Annotated in this window: 12 protein-coding genes; 6 read left to right on the top strand and 6 right to left on the bottom strand. The window is 71.3% G+C overall.

Going from position 1 to position 15,873, the window contains the following annotated elements:
- Nucleotides 1-187 precede the first annotated feature (187 nt).
- Both BMY61_RS02465 and BMY61_RS02460 read right to left on the bottom strand, forming a co-directional pair.
- On the bottom strand, nucleotides 188-1,426 hold the full coding sequence (locus BMY61_RS02465; protein WP_042456101.1) for an FAD-dependent monooxygenase: 1,239 nt from the start codon (nucleotides 1,424-1,426) through the stop codon (nucleotides 188-190).
- Nucleotides 1,427-1,553: 127 nt separating this feature from the next.
- Complete coding sequence (locus BMY61_RS02460) at nucleotides 1,554-3,155, bottom strand: Na+/H+ antiporter (protein WP_042456159.1); 1,602 nt, start codon at nucleotides 3,153-3,155, stop codon at nucleotides 1,554-1,556.
- Nucleotides 3,156-3,210: 55 nt separating this feature from the next.
- Here BMY61_RS02460 and BMY61_RS02455 point away from each other — a divergent pair, with 55 nt between their 5' ends.
- From BMY61_RS02455 to BMY61_RS02440, 4 genes are all read left to right on the top strand, one after another.
- Nucleotides 3,211-3,480, top strand: coding sequence for a UBP-type zinc finger domain-containing protein (locus BMY61_RS02455; RefSeq protein WP_042456103.1), 270 nt, complete (start codon nucleotides 3,211-3,213; stop codon nucleotides 3,478-3,480).
- Between the two features lie 59 nt (nucleotides 3,481-3,539).
- Nucleotides 3,540-4,010: a GNAT family N-acetyltransferase gene (locus BMY61_RS02450; protein WP_042456105.1), complete on the top strand. Its 471-nt coding sequence runs from the start codon at nucleotides 3,540-3,542 to the stop codon at nucleotides 4,008-4,010.
- A 199-nt stretch (nucleotides 4,011-4,209) separates the two neighbouring features.
- Nucleotides 4,210-4,623, top strand: a complete 414-nt coding sequence (locus BMY61_RS02445; protein ID WP_042456107.1) for an ATP-binding protein — start codon at nucleotides 4,210-4,212, stop codon at nucleotides 4,621-4,623.
- A 28-nt stretch (nucleotides 4,624-4,651) separates the two neighbouring features.
- Nucleotides 4,652-5,785, top strand: coding sequence for an RNA polymerase sigma factor SigF (locus tag BMY61_RS02440; protein ID WP_236656577.1), 1,134 nt, complete (start codon nucleotides 4,652-4,654; stop codon nucleotides 5,783-5,785).
- A gap of 6 nt (nucleotides 5,786-5,791) precedes the next feature.
- Here the strand turns inward: BMY61_RS02440 and BMY61_RS02435 are convergent, their stop codons facing one another.
- Nucleotides 5,792-6,211, bottom strand: coding sequence for a hypothetical protein (locus BMY61_RS02435; protein ID WP_042456108.1), 420 nt, complete (start codon nucleotides 6,209-6,211; stop codon nucleotides 5,792-5,794).
- A 185-nt stretch (nucleotides 6,212-6,396) separates the two neighbouring features.
- On the opposite strand from BMY61_RS02435, the gene BMY61_RS02430 reads away from it, so the two are divergent.
- Entirely contained in the window at nucleotides 6,397-7,353 is a 957-nt protein-coding gene (locus BMY61_RS02430; RefSeq protein WP_042456112.1) for a diacylglycerol/lipid kinase family protein, read from the top strand.
- 334 nt (nucleotides 7,354-7,687) lie between these two features.
- The gene (locus BMY61_RS02425) at nucleotides 7,688-7,939 is read left to right on the top strand and encodes a WhiB family transcriptional regulator (protein WP_030257455.1); all 252 of its coding nucleotides are present in this window, start codon (nucleotides 7,688-7,690) and stop codon (nucleotides 7,937-7,939) included.
- 364 nt (nucleotides 7,940-8,303) lie between these two features.
- Here the strand turns inward: BMY61_RS02425 and BMY61_RS02420 are convergent, their stop codons facing one another.
- From BMY61_RS02420 to BMY61_RS02410, 3 genes are all read right to left on the bottom strand, one after another.
- Complete coding sequence (locus BMY61_RS02420) at nucleotides 8,304-12,335, bottom strand: Pls/PosA family non-ribosomal peptide synthetase (RefSeq protein WP_425314660.1); 4,032 nt, start codon at nucleotides 12,333-12,335, stop codon at nucleotides 8,304-8,306.
- A gap of 163 nt (nucleotides 12,336-12,498) precedes the next feature.
- Nucleotides 12,499-13,959 (bottom strand): sensor histidine kinase, encoded by a 1,461-nt coding sequence (locus tag BMY61_RS02415; RefSeq protein WP_042456114.1) that lies wholly within the window; start codon nucleotides 13,957-13,959, stop codon nucleotides 12,499-12,501.
- Nucleotides 13,960-14,442: 483 nt separating this feature from the next.
- Nucleotides 14,443-15,738 carry an extracellular solute-binding protein gene (locus BMY61_RS02410; protein ID WP_042456116.1) on the bottom strand — a complete coding sequence of 432 codons (1,296 nt, stop codon included), beginning with the start codon at nucleotides 15,736-15,738 and terminating at the stop codon, nucleotides 14,443-14,445.
- Nucleotides 15,739-15,873: the final 135 nt, after the last annotated feature.

Below are 15,873 nucleotides of genomic sequence, written 5' to 3'. Positions count from 1 at the left end.
GGTGGTGCTGATCAACCTGGGGCGAAAGCAAACCAGGGTTGACGAATCTGGGTCAATAGGCAATTCACAGGAACCCGACCTTGACAAGGCGGCCAGATGAACGAACGGCGAGCTCAGCGCGTCGCAACGCGCGTAGCCCGCCGTCTGGTGGTTTCTGCTTCCCCAGGGTGGGGGATTGAGGGTTCGTTCACGACTGTGAGATCACCGGTCGGATCGGCCGGTCCACGGTCGGCAGTCCGTATGCGGGCAGATCGATCGCCTCGGCCGTTCGCGTGGTCAACCACTCAAAGAACCCACGCATCGTTCGGCGGCAGAGCATGCGGTAGGCCCGATTCCGCTGCTTCAACTGCTTGCCGGTGACCGGCGCCAGGAACCGTCCCGCACCCGCGCCCTGCTTCTGGCACTTCGCCACATATGGGCGCATTCGCTCCTCGTACCGGGCGAACGCCGTCCGGTGGTCCGGCGCCGTCGCCAGCTCGCCCGCGAGCACGTAGGCTCCGACGACCGCCAGCCCGTTGCCCATCCCACCCGGCGCCGGTGCCCACGCCGCGTCGCCGAGCAGCACGATCCGCCCGTGCGACCAGCGGTCCATCACGATCTGGCTCAGCGAGTCGAAGTAGAAGTCCGACGCGTCCGGCACCGAGCGCAGCACCGCGGGCACCTCCCAGCCGGCATCGGCGAAGTGCCGCAGCACCAGTTCCTTCTGCGCGGCCACGTTCCGGTGGTCGTAGGTCAGCTCCGGCGCGTGGAAGACCAGCATCGCGCCGTCCTCGCCGAGGGTGTTGCCGATCCCGACCATCCGGCCCGGGTCGTTCCACAGCACCCCGCTGTCCCGCAGGCCGAGTGCCTTGGGCGCCTCGGTGGAGAAGGTCGCGAAGAACCACCCCGAATCCCGCCGGAACTGCTCCTCCGGCCCGAAGGCCAGCCGCCGCGTGGTCGAGTGGATCCCGTCCGCGCCGACCACGAGGTCGAACTCCCGCGTCTCCCCGTGCTCGAACTCCACGGTGACGCCGGTGGCGTGCTCGGTCAGGCTGCGCACGGAGTCACCGAAGACGTAGTCGGCGAACGGCAGGCTCGCCTCGTACAGCGTCCGGGCCAGGTCGCCACGGGTGACCTCGAGCTCGCCGCTCATGAACGAGGCGGGCAGCCGCAGGAGTTCGCGGCCGCTCTCGTCCAGCACGGCCTGCTCGCCCATCCCCGTGTCCAGGCCGCGCAGCGTCTCCAGGACGCCCATCCGCTCCAGCACCTCGCGGTGCACGCTCCCCCGGTAGTCGACCGCGCCGCCCCCCTCCCGGAAGCTCGTCGCCCGCTCGACGACGGTGACCTCGTGCCCGCACCGCCCCAGCCACAGCGCGAGCGCGGGGCCGGCGATGGAGGCACCGGAGATCAGGATCTTCTTGGTCGGCGTCCGGTCGGTGCGGTTCATGGCAGGCTCCTCGTTTCCCCGGCCCCGCGGTCTGCGGCGCGCTCACGAGTACGAGATTCGCCCGCCCCGCTGACCGCCCGCTGACCGCGCACGCACCGCTGCACTACCCGGGGGCGAGGAGGTGCACCTACTCCTCGGTGTGCTCCATCAGCGCCTCCTCGAAGTCCAGCCGTCGGACCAGCCTGCGCAGCAGCTCGTCGTCCACGCGCCCCGCGCTCCGCTGGGCGACCAGCGCCCGTCGCTCCGTGTCGAGGGTCTCGCGGGCGAGCCTGCGGTACGCGGTGTCGACGGACTCGCCGGTGTCCTCGTGGACCGGCGCGCCCATGCGTTCCCACACGGCGTTCCGGCGCCGGTCCAGCAGCTTGCGCAGGCGGGCCTCCAGGACCTCGGGGACGCGGTTGCGCGGGTCCAGCAACAGCTCGTCCAGGCGGGCCTCCGCCGCCGTCGACGCCTCGTACTGCGCCTGGGCCTCACGCAGCGTCTCCGCCGCCGGGTCGGGGGCCGGGAACGGCAGCCGGCGGACCAGCGCAGGCAGCGTCAGGCCCTGCACCAGCAACGTGCCGATCACCAGGGCGAAGACCAGGAACAGCACCAGGTCCCGTTCGGGAAAGGGCGACCCGTCCTGCGTGGTCTCCGGGATGGAGAAGGCCACCGCCAGCGAGACGACGCCGCGCATGCCGGCCCAGGAGACCACGAACGGGCGCGTCCACGCCGGACGGCCCTCCCGCTCGCGGACGCGACGGCTCAACAGGCCGGGAAGGTACGTCGCCGGCCAGGACCAGACGAAGCGCAGCCCGATCAGCGCCACCAGCAGCACCACCGTCCACAGCGTCAGCTCGCCCACCGAGTAGCCCTTCAACTCGCGTACGACCACCGGCAGCTGGAGCCCGATCAGGGCGAAGACGGCTGACTCCAGCAGGAACGAGACCATCCGCCAGACCGCCTCCTCCTGCAGCCGCAGCGCGAAGTCGACGCAGTTGGCGTAGTGGCCGAGATAGAGCCCGACGACCACGACCGCGATCACGCCCGAGGCATGGAACGCCTCCGCCGCGGCGTACGCGGCGAACGGGACGAGCAGCGAGAAGCTGTTGCTGAGCAGCGGGTCGCCCAGCCGCACCCGCAGCCACTGCAGCGGCCACATCAGCACCAGCCCCACGGCGGTCCCACCGAGCGCGGCCAACAGGAACTCGCCGACCGCGCTGCCGAAGGAGAAGCCCTCCCCCACCGCCGCGGCGACCGCGACGCGGTAGGCGGTGATCGCCGTGGCGTCGTTGACCAGGCTCTCGCCCTGAAGGATCGAGACCAGCTGGGAGGGCAGACCGACGCTGCGCGCGATCGCCGTGGCCGCCACCGCGTCCGGCGGGGCGATCACGGCACCGAGGACGAAGGCCACGGCCAGCGGCATCGACGGGATCAGCGCGTGGGCGACCAGGCCCATCGACACCGTGCAGAACAGCACGTAGCCCACCGAGAGCAGGGCCACCGGCCGCAGATTGGCCCGGATGCCGGTGTAGGAGGCGTCCTGGGCCGAGGTGTAGAGCAGCGGGGGCAGCACCAACGGCAGCACGATCTCCGGATCGAGCGAGTAGTCCGGCACGCCCGGCAGCTCCGAGGCCAGCAGGCCGGCCACCACCAGCAGCAGCGGCGCCGAGAGCCGGTAGCGGCGGGCCACGCCCGCGACCGCGGTGCTCCCCGCGACCAGGACGAACAGGGCACTGGGACTGCTCATCGCCATAGCCACACAGAACCACAGACATCGAGCGGTGACCCGTACCCTGGGGGCCATGTCCCCCTCCCGTCCCTGCCCGCACCTCGCGGAGCTGCCCGAGCCCGAGCCCGGTGCGGCCACGGCCCGCTGCCCCCACTGCGAGCGGCTCGGCCAACGGTCCGTCGCGCTACGCCTGTGCCTGCACTGCGGGCACGTCGGCTGCTGCGACTCGACACCCGGCCGCTGGGCCACCGAGCACCACCGGCAGACGGGCCACGCGGTGATGCGCAGCTACGAGCCGGGCGAGAGCTGGCGCTGGTGCTACGAGGACCAGCGGCTGGTCTGACCACCGCCCGACCATCCCGACCGCCGCGCTGCCGCGCCCTGCTCGCTTAGGCTTCGAACATGATCCGACCCGCCGTCCCCGCCGACGTTCCCGAGATCCACGCGATGGTGCGCGAGCTCGCCGACTACGAGAAGTCGCTCGCCGACGCGAAGGCCACCGAGCAGCAGCTGCACGACGCGCTGTTCGGCGAGCACCCCGCCGCCTTCGCGCACATCGCCGAGGACGAGGCCGGCCGGACCGTCGGCTTCGCGCTCTGGTTCCGCAACTTCTCCACCTGGACCGGGACGCACGGCGTCTACCTGGAGGACCTCTACGTCCGCCCGGAGGCCCGCGGCGGCGGACACGGCAAGGCGCTGCTGACACAGCTGGCGCGGATCTGCGTGGAGCGCGGCTACGGCCGCCTGGAGTGGTCGGTGCTGGACTGGAACGAGCCCTCCATCGCGTTCTACCGCGCGCTCGGCGCGGCGCCCATGGACGAGTGGACGGTCTACCGGCTCAGCGGGGACGCCTTGGCTGCGCTCGGCAGCTGATTTCTCCTGATTTCGCCACCACCATTGCCACGGTCCGTATATGGGGACCTACTATGAGTCACCGGAAGGCCCGGGGTGGCCAGATGGGCGACACGGCGCTCGCGATCGCGGTAGCGTCACCGGTCACGGCACCAAACAGCCACAGCACGCAGCGGCGCAGCCGCTGCCAAGCACGGCACGGAACAGCTCGGAGGTGAGGGTGTCCCAGATCGACGGCGAGCCCGACGCGCAGGACTTCGTCGAGGTCCGACTTCCCGCGGCGGGCGCCTACCTCTCGGTTCTGCGAACCGCGACAGCCGGTCTCGCGGCGCGACTCGACTTCACGCTCGACGAGATCGAGGACCTGCGCATCGCGGTCGACGAGGCCTGCGCGATCCTGCTCCAGCAGGCCGTGCCCGGCTCCGTCCTCAGCTGCCTGTTCAAACTGGTCGGCGACTCGCTCAAGGTGACCGTCTCCGCCCCGACCACGGACGGCCGCGCCCCCGAGCGCGACACCTTTGCCTGGACGGTGCTCTCCGCACTGGCCGGCGAGGTCGAGTCGACCGTGGAGCCGGACAACACGGTGACCATCAGCCTGCACAAGAAGCGCGGGGCCGGCCCCGGCCAGCCGTGACGCGAGGAGACGGGAGCGGGGGATCGCCGTGAGAGACCTCAACCACCGGCCCGGAACGGACCGGGCCCACGTGCCCGCCCAGGCGGACGCGAGCGACCAGAAGCAGACGGAGGCAAGGGTGTTCGCGGACGACCCCGAGCGCGCCGACGCCCGCACGGCCCCCGAGGCCGCGTCGGCGGGGCCCGCCGACGACGGGCCGGCCGACTTCGGGCTCGACACCGACGAGATCCACGACGCGGACGGCACCGACACCGAGGTCGGCGCGGACGAGGAGGTGGACGGCATCGAGGTCGTCGACGCCGAGGCCGGAGACGCGGACGCGGACGACACCGACGGAGAGCCGCGCAAGCCGGCCGAGCCGTGGGGTCCGGGCAGTGCGCGCACGGCCGCGCCGCAGCGCCACAGCGCGCCCGACCGTGAGGCCGCCCGCGCGCTCTTCGTGCGTCTCGCACAGCTGCCCGAGGGGTCCCCGGAGCGGGTGGAACTGCGGAACCAGCTGGTGCGCATGCACATCCCGCTGGTCGAGCACCTCGCCCGCCGCTTCCGCAACCGCGGCGAGCCGCTGGACGACCTGACCCAGGTCGCCACCATCGGGCTGATCAAGTCGGTGGACCGGTTCGACCCGGAGCGCGGCGTGGAGTTCTCCACCTACGCGACCCCGACCATCGTCGGCGAGATCAAGCGCCACTTCCGCGACAAGGGCTGGGCGGTCCGCGTCCCGCGCCGCCTGCAGGAGCTGCGGCTGTCGCTGACCACGGCGACGAGCGAGCTGTCGCAGCGGCACGGCCGCTCCCCCACGGTGCACGAGCTGGCGGAGCACCTGGGCATCTCCGAGGAGGAGGTGCTGGAGGGCCTGGAGTCCGCGAACGCCTACAGCACGCTCTCGCTGGACGTGCCGGACACCGACGACGAGTCCCCCGCGGTCGCGGACACGCTCGGCGCGGAGGACGACGCGCTGGAGGGGGTCGAGTACCGCGAGTCCCTCAAGCCGCTGCTGGCCCAGCTGCCGCAGCGCGAGCAGCGGATCCTGGTGCTGCGGTTCTTCCGGAACATGACGCAGTCGCAGATCGCGGCGGAGGTCGGCATCTCGCAGATGCACGTCTCCCGCCTGCTGGCCCGAACCCTGGCCCAGCTGCGGGAGAAGCTCCTCATCGAGGAGTAGGCAGTCCTACTGCCCCGAGGGCCACAGCGCGGCGGTGGTCCTCGGGTGCAGCAGCAGCACGACGCCGGCGATGCCGGCGAGGCCCACCGCCACGCCCAGCGCGATGAAGGCTCCGCCGTTCTGGAAGGCGAAGTAGGCGACCGCGAGGCACAGCGTGTCGACCATCACGGCCGGGCTGCGTCCCCACTTCTTCACCTGCAGCAGCGCACGCCCCGCGGCGAGTGGCAGCAGACCCATGAGCAGCAGGATCACACCGGCGAACTCGGCCATCCCGACGCCGGTCCTGGTGCTGGAGGTGAGCGGGGCCACCATCACGTAGACGCCGTAGGCGGCGATCACGACGCCCTGGGCGACGGAGAACCACGCCCCGGCAGTCAGCGTCCGGGGACGCGCGGGGGCAGCAGGCAGAGCGGCATCGACAGTCACCGCTCCAGGCTAGCCCGTGCACTGTGGATCACTAGCACCACCTGGGGCGCGAGGAACTGCGCGAGAAACCACTGATGAGCAGACGGTCCTCAACGCGCAGGGCCGGCCGCACGCCGGTGGTTTCTCGCGCAGTTCCTCGCGCCCCTTGAGGGGTTGCAGCTGAACGCGCTAGGTAGTCTGTCGGCATGCGTGCGCTCCTGGTCGTCAATCCCAAAGCGACCACCACCAGTGGACGAACCAGAGATGTCCTCGCGCACGCCCTCGCCAACGACCTGAAGCTGGACGTCGTCGCCACCGGTTACCGGGGCCACGCCCGCGACCTCGCGCGGGAGGCCGCCCGCGAGGGCTCGCACGACCTGGTGGTCGCACTGGGCGGCGACGGGACCGTGAACGAGGTCGTCAACGGCCTGCTCCACGACGGACCCGGCGAACACCTGCCCGCCCTCGCGGTGGTCCCGGGCGGCAGCACGAACGTCTTCGCCCGCGCGCTCGGCCTGCCGAACGATCCCGTCGAGGCGACCGGCGTCCTGCTCGACGCGCTCAGCACACCGGGAGCGCCGCGCCGACGGTTCATCAGCCTGGGGCGCTCGGGAGGCGAGGGCCTGCCGGACCGCTGGTTCACCTTCACCGCGGGCTTCGGCTTCGACGCCGGCGTCGTGGGACGGGTGGAGCAGGCGCGGCGCAGCGGCCGGCGGTCGACGCACGCGCTCTACGTGGGGCAGGCGTGGCGGCAGTTCTTCGACGAGGGCCGGCACCGCCGGAACGGGCCGATCACGTTCAGTTGCGACGGGGCGGAACCGATCCCGGGTCTCGCGGTGTCGATAGTCTCCAACACCTCGCCGTGGACCTATCTGGGCAACCGGCCGGTCTACGCCTCGCCGGACGCGGGTTTCGACACGAGCCTCGACCTCTTCGGCATGACCCGGATGTCACTCGTTCAGACCCTGCGCACGATCCCGCAACTGCTGGATTCCACGGGTGCCGGACCGCATGGCAAACACGTGGTCGCTTACCACGATCTCGCCGAATTCACCTTGCATTCGCAGGAACCGCTGCCGTTCCAGGTCGATGGGGACCACCTTGGAGAGCGGAACACCATCAGCTTCACAGGCGTATCTCGGGCACTGCGTGTGATTGTGTGAACGCTAAGGCCGTTTGGCCTTGGTCTCGAACGCACGCACCGCTTCACTCCATCGAAGTACAGGGTGTGACCCAAGCGACACCGACGATTCAAAATTTCCTACCCGAAGGGGGTTGTATCCGAGGTCGAGGTTTGCGAACCTTTACATGGCGATCGGGACGGTCCGTAACGGAGACCGCCTGAGTCGCCCGAATCCACCCCGCAACGCCGCGAGCATCCGTGCGCCGACCCACCTGTCGGCCCAGTGCCTGCCATCGGGTTCGTGAAAGCGTTCACATTCACAAGCTGCCATTGATGCTGGTGGGACATCCCCGCCTTTAGAGGAGTTGGACAAGATGGACTGGCGCCACCGCGCTGTCTGCCGGGAAGAGGACCCCGAGCTGTTCTTCCCGATCGGCAACACCGGCCCCGCGCTGCTCCAGATCGAGGAGGCGAAGGCCGTGTGCCGTCGCTGCCCGGTCATGGAGAGCTGCCTTCAGTGGGCACTGGAGACCGGTCAGGACGCCGGTGTCTGGGGTGGCATGAGCGAGGACGAGCGTCGTGCGATGAAGCGCCGCGCCGCCCGCAACCGTGCCCGCACCGCCTGACACTCGCCTGACACGCAGAGTAACCGTTCCACCCTTTCCTTTCGATCAGCCCTTGATCAAGTGCACATCCTCAACGGAGGGTGAGCATTTTCCGGAGCAATGCACACCTGTGCATTGCTCAACGGCCCCGAGGATTTGATACCGTCGGAGCCGAGGGCAGTCGCCCGTGCCGTGCACGGAGCGCTACTGTCATCACAGAGCCCCTGCTCCGGCCGACTCCCCCCGACGGCCGGAGCAGGTCCAGAGGCCCTGCCGAACCTCCCCCCCGTTCGGCAGGGCCTCGCTTCGTCTCCAGAACAGCCGGGGGCACACGTGAGAAGGGCCCGTCCGCAGCAGCGGACGGGCCCTTTCGCGTACGGCGGTGTCACGCCCAGCGGCGCACCGGGTTGCCCAGCCAGCGGCTGCCCGCCGGCACCGACTCGCCGCGCATCACCAGCGAGGAGGGACCCACCACGGAGCCCTCCCCCAGCGTCGAGCCGAGCAGCACGATGGAGTGCGGGCCGATCGTCGCGCCGGCCTCCACCTCGATCGTGTCCATCCGCATCAGCCGGTCGTGGAAGAGGTGCGTCTGCACCACCACGCCGCGGTTGACGGTGGCTCCGTCGCCGAGGCTGATGAGGTCCGTCTCCGGGAACCAGTGCGACTCGCACCACACGCCACGGCCGATCCGGGTACCGAGGCTGCGCAGCCACGCGGTGAAGAACGGCGTGCCGACCAGTGTCCCGCCCAGCCACGGCATGGCCAGCTCCTCGACAAAGGTGTCGAAGAGCTCGTTGCGCCACACGAAGGAACTCCACAGCGGCTGCTGGCCCTCACGGAAGCGACCGATCAGCAACCACTTCGCGGCCGTGGTGATCAGACACGCCATCACACCCAGCGCCAGCAGCAGCACGCCGGCCAGGACCGCCGTCGCCGTCAGCCCGTCCCAGTCGAACAGGGCCTGCAGGCCCGTCGCGGCCAGGTCGCCGAGCAGCACCGCGATCAGCACCGGGACGATCCGGCACAGCTCCACCGCGGCGCGGGCCCAGACCAGCCTGCGCGGCGGGTCGTACGTGCGGGCGGTGTCCTCCCCGCCCTCGGCGACGCGCTGCACCCGCATCCCCGGACGGCCCAGCCACGAGCTGCCCGGCTCGGCGACCGGCGGCGCGTCCGACAGGACCCCGACGAGCGAGTCGTCCGGCAGCGTCCGCCCCGGGGCGACGATGCCGGAGTTGCCGACGAACGACCGCTTGCCGACCGAGGAGACGCCCAGCCGCAACCAGCCGCCGCGGACGGCGAAGGAGCCCACCATCGTGTCGTCGGCGAGGAACGCGTGGTCGCCCACCCGCATCAGGCCGGGCAGGCCGATCGCGGTGGAGGCCTCGACGCGCCGGCCGACCTGCGCGCCCAGCGCCCGGAGCCACAGCGGAGTCATCAGGCTCGCATAGAAGGGGAACAGGGTGACCCGCGAGGATGCCATCAGGTTGTGCACGGCCCAGACGCAGAAGCCGACCTTGCCGTGGGCCGGGTGCAGCCCCGGCTTGATCGGGAGGGACAGCAGCCGGACCGTCACGACCACGGCCAGCGCGTACAGGGCCATGGTGAGGAGCGCGAGCGGAACGGAGGCGACGAGGATCCGGTCGAAGACACCCTCGTAGGAGGGGTCGGTCCCTATCAGCGTCCAGACGACCGCGACGGCCGGCAGCGCCGAGAGCAGCGGCAGCAACTGGAAGCCGGGCAGCGCCAGGGCGAAGGCGAGGTCCCAGGCGCGGGAGCGCCGGTGGGCGGGCGCGGGCCACAGCTCGGTCGGCGGCACCGGGTTCTCGTCCGCGACCGCCGGGCTGCCGTGGACCCGGGCGCGCGCCGGGACACGCCCGATGACACAGCTGCCGGGCAGCACCTCGGCGTCGTAGCCGATCTCCGCGCCGGGCATCAGCATGGTGCGGGTGCCGACGCGGGCGCCGTTGCCGATCCGGACCGTGCCCAGGTGCAGCACGTCGCCGTCGAGCCACCAGCCGGCGGCGTCCACCTCGGTCTCCACCGCGCAGCCGTCGCCGTAGACGGCCATGCCGGTGACCGGCGGCATGCTGTGCAGCTCGACGTCGCGGCCGACCTGGCAGCCGAGCATCCGCGCGTAGCGCCGGGCCAGCGGGGTGCCGATGACGGCGGCCACGTTGAACATGGCGACCAGGCGCTCCGCCGTCCACAGCCGCAGATGGGCCGCGCCGCCGCGCGGGTAGCTGCCCGGCTTCAGACCCGCCGTCAGCAGGCGGGCGCCGAGCGCGCCGATCAGGGAGCGGCCGAAGGCGCTGGAGAGCAGCACCCAGCCGCCGACGACCAGCACCCAGGAGGTGTGCGGGGCCCAGGGCAGCGGCCCTATGAAGTTGTCGACCGCGGCGAGCGCCAGCACCCAGCGCAGTCCGGTGACGGTGTAGAGGACCGCGAGCACGAGGGCCTGGTAGACGCCGACAAGGCGCGGCACCGGCCGCACCTCGCGGACCTCCACGGCTTCGTCGGCACCGCCGTCGAGGTGGTCGGCCAGCGACTGCAGCCGGGGCTGCTGGTAGAGGTCGGCGACGGATGCACCGGGGAAGCGCTGCCGCAGTAGCGAGACGAGCTTGGCGGCGGCCAGGCTGGTGCCGCCGAGCGCGAAGAAGTCGCTCTCCGGCCCGACCGGCACGCCCAGCACGGCCTGCCACTGCTCACCGAGCCACGCGGCGGTCCCGTGCAGCGGCCCGCCCGCCTCCGCCCCGGCGTCGGTGCCGACGCCGGGCAGCGGCCAGGGCAACGCCTTGCGGTCGACCTTGCCGGAGGTGCGCGTCGGCAGCTCGGGCACGACGGCGAGGACCGGGACGAGCGCCTGCGGCAGCTTGTCCAGCAGGAGGGTGCGCAGGGCGGCGAGGTCGGGCACGGGGGCCGCGCCGGGCGTGCCGCGCTGGGCGCGCAACTCCAGCGTGCGGCCGGCCGCCCCGGCGGTTCCGGGCGCCGAGGCCTGCCCCGGCACGGCGGAGCCGCCTGCGGCCCGGCCCTCGACCACCAGGTAGCCGACCAGGACCTGGCCCCCGGCCGGGGTCTCCTTGACCGCGGCTGCGGCGGCGCGGACACCCGGGAGGGCCTGCAGGGCCGAGTCGACCTCGCCGAGCTCGATGCGGCGGCCGCCGAGCTTGACCTGCTCGTCCGCGCGGCCCATGAAGACCAGGCCCTGCGGGTCGGCGCGGACCAGGTCGCCGCTGCGGTAGACGCGCTCGGGGCGGCCGTGCCACGGCTGGGCCCCGAACTTCTCGGCGTCCTTGGCCGGGTCCAGGTAGCGGGCGGTGCCGACGCCGCCGATGACCAGCTCGCCGACCTCGCCCCAGGCGACGGGCCGGTTGTCGGGGCCGACGACGGCCAGCTCCCAGCCGTCCAGCGGCGCGCCGATGCGCACCGGTTCGCCCGCGCGCATCAGCGAGGCGCAGGCGACCACGGTGGCCTCGGTGGGGCCGTAGGTGTTCCAGAACTCACGTCCCGGCACGGCCAGCCGCTCGACCAGCTCGGGCGGGCAGGCCTCGCCACCGACGATGAGCAGCCGGACCCGGTCGAGCGCCTGCTCGGGCCAGAGCGCGACCAGCGTCGGCACGGTGGAGACGACGGTGATGCCGCGCTCGACCAGCCAGGGGCCCAGGTCGGTGCCGGCCTTGACCAACGAGCGCGGGGCGGGCACCAGGCAGGCGCCGTGGCGCCAGGCCAGCCACATCTCCTCGCAGGAGGCGTCGAAGGCGACGGAGAGGCCGGCCAGCACCCGGTCGCCGGGGCCCATGGGCGCCTGCCGCAGGAACAGCCGGGCCTCGGCGTCGACGAAGGCGGCGGCGCTGCGGTGGGTGACCGCGACGCCCTTGGGGCGGCCGGTGGTGCCGGAGGTGAAGATGATCCAGGCGTCGTCGCCGATCCGGGCGGTGCCGGGTTCCCCGCCGGTCGGGCTGGGGCCGGCCATGACCGCGAGGCCGGCGCCGATGATCGCGCAGACCCCGGCGTCGGTCCAGATCATCTCGGCGCGCTCGTCCGGGTCGTCCACGTCGACGGGGACGTAGGCGGCGCCGGCACGGAGCGTGCCGAGGATGGCCAGATACAGCTCCGCGGTGCCGCTGGGCACGCGGACGCCGACGCGGTCGCCGGGGCCGACGCCGTAGCCGGCCAGCTCGGCTGCGAGCTCGCCGACGGCGTGCAGCAGTTGTCGGTAGGTGAGGACGGCGCTGCCGGTGTCGAGAGCCGGGGCGTCGGGGTGACGCCAGGCGGTCTCGTCGAGGATGTCCAGCAGCGTCCGCGCCGGGGCCGGGTCGGCCGTCGGCCAGACCGCGCCCGTCTGCCAGGCAGGTGCGGCGACGGTGCCCACGCCGGAGGCGGTGGGTCGGGCGGGCGCGATGAAGTTCTGTTGATCCACGTAGATTCTCGCCGAGCGTCGGATGGAGTGGTCCTGTGCGGCGCCTCACAGCGAGTTCTGTGGCACCTGCGACAGTAGACGAACCAGCATCTCCTGAGGTTGGCGTCGTCTTGGTGAGGAACTGGTAAAAACCGGCCAACAGTCAGTCAAACGGGTTGCCGGTTCAGTCGAACGGAATGGCCAGAATCACAGTCGTCCCGCCCTCGGGCGCAGGGCGCATGTCGAATTCTCCGCCCAACTCCCCTGCGGCCAGGGTCCGGACGATCTGCAGGCCGAGATTGCCGGCGGTCTGCGGGTCGAAGCCCTCGGGCAGGCCCGACCCGTCGTCGGTGACCGTGATGTGCAGCACACCCTCCTCGCGACGGGCGGCCACCTCCACCACACCACCGGACTTGGGACCGTAGGCGTGCTCCAGGGCATTCTGCAGGATCTCGGTCAGGATCATGGACAACGGGGTGGCGACCTCGGCCGAGAGGATGCCGAAACTGCCCTTGCGACGGGCCGTCACGCGTCCGTCCGGTGAGAGCTCCATCACCATGCCCAGCACCCGGTCGGCGATCTCGTCGAAGGCGACCCGCTCGTCCAGTGCCATCGACAGCGTCTCGTGCACGATCGCGATCGACCCCACCCGCCGCACCGCCTCGTCGAGCGCCGCCCGCGCCGGAGCGGAGTCCATCCGGCGCGACTGCAGCCTCAGCAGCGCGGCCACGGTCTGCAGGTTGTTCTTCACCCGGTGGTGGATCTCGCGGATGGTCGCGTCCTTGGTCATCAGCTCGCGCTCGCGCCGGCGCAGCTCGGTGACGTCGCGCAGCAGCACCAGCGAGCCGATGATCTCGCCCTTGGGCTTGAGCGGGATGGTACGCAGCTGGACCACGGCGTCCGGGTGCTCGATCTCGGTCTGCCGCGGCGCCCAACCGCTGGCCATCTTGACCAGTGCCTCGTCGACCGCGCCGCGCGTCGGCGGGATCAGGTCGGCGGTGGTCTTGCCGAGGTTCAGGCCCACCAGGTCTGAGGAGAGGCCGAGCCGGTGGTAGGCGGAGAGCGCGTTGGGGCTGGCGTAGGTGACCACGCCGTCGCCGTCGAGCCGGATCAGCCCGTCGCCGGCACGCGGCGAGGCGTCCATGTCGACCTGCTCCCCGGGGAAGGGGAAGGTGCCGTTGGCGATCATCTGGGCCAGGTCGGAGGCGCTCTGCAGATAGGTGAGCTCCAGCCGGCTGGGCGTGCGGACCGTGAGCAGGTTGGTGTTGCGAGCGATCACCCCGAGGATGCGCCCCTCGCGGCGCACCGGGATCGACTCCACCCGAACGGGTACGTCCTCGCGCCACTCCGGGTCACCCTCCCGGACGATCCTCCCCTCGTCGAGCGCCATGTCGAGCAAGGGCCTGCGGCCGCGCGGCACCAGGTGTCCGACCATGTCGTCCTGGTAGGAGGTGGGTCCGGTGTTGGGCCGCATCTGCGCCAGCGAGACGTAGCGGGTGCCGTCCCGGGTCGGAACCCAGAGCACGAGGTCGGCGAAGGACAGGTCCGAGAGCAGCTGCCATTCGGAGACCAGCAGGTGGATCCACTCCACGTCGGCGGGTTCCAGCGAGGTGTGGTGGCGCACCAGCTCGTTCAGGGAAGGCATGGCCCGAGCGTAGTCGCCCGTGGGCGAGGGGACTGTTCCCGTGGCTCCGGGCCCCGCCCGAATACCTCGTCCATTGGTCTGGACAACCTCGAATGGTCTAGTCCACAATCGAAGCAGCACCAAGGAGCGACCACCCCGCGCATCTGCCCTGACCGCGCGGCCGACGCTCCACCACCGTCGGTCGATCCGCCGCCGCGTCCCGGGCCCGCACACCCGCCACGCCGCGAGTGGAGTCCTCCTCCGACGAGGCCGAAGGCCGCGGTGCCGGCGCGGGTTGAGGGTCCCGCTCCCGGCACTCGCGGCCTTTCGCCGTTGCGGTTGCACAACAGGGGCGCGGCGCGGGGAACTGCGCGAGAAACCCGCCCGAGGCGGATGGCCCTGCTCACAGGGACCATCCGCGTTCAGTGGCTTGTCGCGCCCACGCGGCGGAGCCGCATATGTCAGAGCCCCGCGCCCCTGGCAGGTGCACCTGACCCTGGGATGTCAGTTCCAGCCCAACCTGCGGGTCAGCTCCGCGTCCGCCGCGTCCGCCGCTGCCGCGGGGTCCTTGCCCTGGAGGTAGGGGGTGAGGAAGAGCGTGATCACGGGATTCGGGGTGGTCTCGACGTTGCCCCAGGTGGGCAGCAGCGGGGTGTAGCCGGCGAAGGGGACGGACTTGGCCGCTGCCTCCCCGTAGGCGTTGCCGTCCAGCGCGCCGTACAGGCTCTGCCGGTTCGGCAGGAAGCCGGAGGACTTGGCCATCAGCGACTCGTTCGCGTCGTTCATCGCGATCTTCAGGAAGCCGATCGCCAGATCCTTGTTCGCGGTGTTCTGCGAGATGGTCAGGTCCGAGCCGCCGAGGAAGGTCTTGGCCGGCACGCCGGCCTTCGCGCCGGGGATCGGGAACCAGCCGATCTGGCCGTTCAGCGCGGAGTTGGACTGGGTGACCGCCTGGCCCTCGTAACCCATGGCGATCATGCAGCCGACGTTGCCCTTGGCGAAGTCCGCGGCCTGGTTCTCCTCGTTGCCGTCCGTCGGCGCGCGCCCGAAGGCCTGCAGCTTCTTGAACAGCGCCGCGGCCCGCAGCGCCGCCGGACTGTCGAGGTCGCCGCTCCAGACGCCGGCGGCACTGTGCCGGACGATCTGCGCGCCCGCGTCCTGGAGGAAGCCGTCGAAGGCGTACCAGTTCTGGCCCGGCAGCCACAGCGCGGACGAGACGCCGCTGGTGTTCTGCAGCTTGGTCAGGTCGGCCTCCCAGTCCTGGATGGTCTGCGGGGTCGTCGCGCCGAGGCCCGCCTTCTTCCAGAGCAGCTTGTTGTACATCACCACGCGGTTGCCCGCGTACCAGGGTGCCGCGAACTGCTTGCCCTGGTAGAGCGTGGAGGCGTTCATCGACCTGGTCCAGCCACGGGCGCCGAGCTCGGCCAGGTAGGGCGTGAGGTCGAGCAGGCCGCCCTCGGAGGCGTAGTACGGGGTCTGGGTGTTGCCGATGTCGATGATGTCGGGCGGGCTGGTCGAGGCGAGCGCGTCGGTGACCTTCTCCTGGATGCCGGTCCAGTCCTGGACCTCGAAGTCGATCTTCGCCCCGGGGTAGGTGCGCTGGAACTCGGCCTTGACCGCGCTCATCCAGGCCGACTGGTCGTCACCCTTCATCAGCCAGACGACCAGGGACTTGCCGTCCCAACTCGTCGGCGAGGGGCTGCCGGCGCTCCCGCTGCCCGATCCCACCAGGCCGCAGGCGCTCAATCCGAGCACGGCGACGGTCGAACAGATCCCCAGAGCAACATCACGGTGTCTCATGTCCGCACCACTCTCCCCAATGGTCTCGACCAATTGCAGGGAAGCTTGGACTAGACCATTGGGGCCGTCAATGCGTTGAGTGGCAGGAGTGGCGACCGTTACCCGACCGGGACCTCGACCTGTACGCGACATGAA

It is taken from the genome of Streptacidiphilus jiangxiensis (genome assembly GCF_900109465.1).
GTDB lineage: Bacteria > Actinomycetota > Actinomycetes > Streptomycetales > Streptomycetaceae > Streptacidiphilus > Streptacidiphilus jiangxiensis.
Note: the sequence above shows the minus strand (reverse complement) of the source record. Positions and strands in the feature narration are given on the sequence as shown.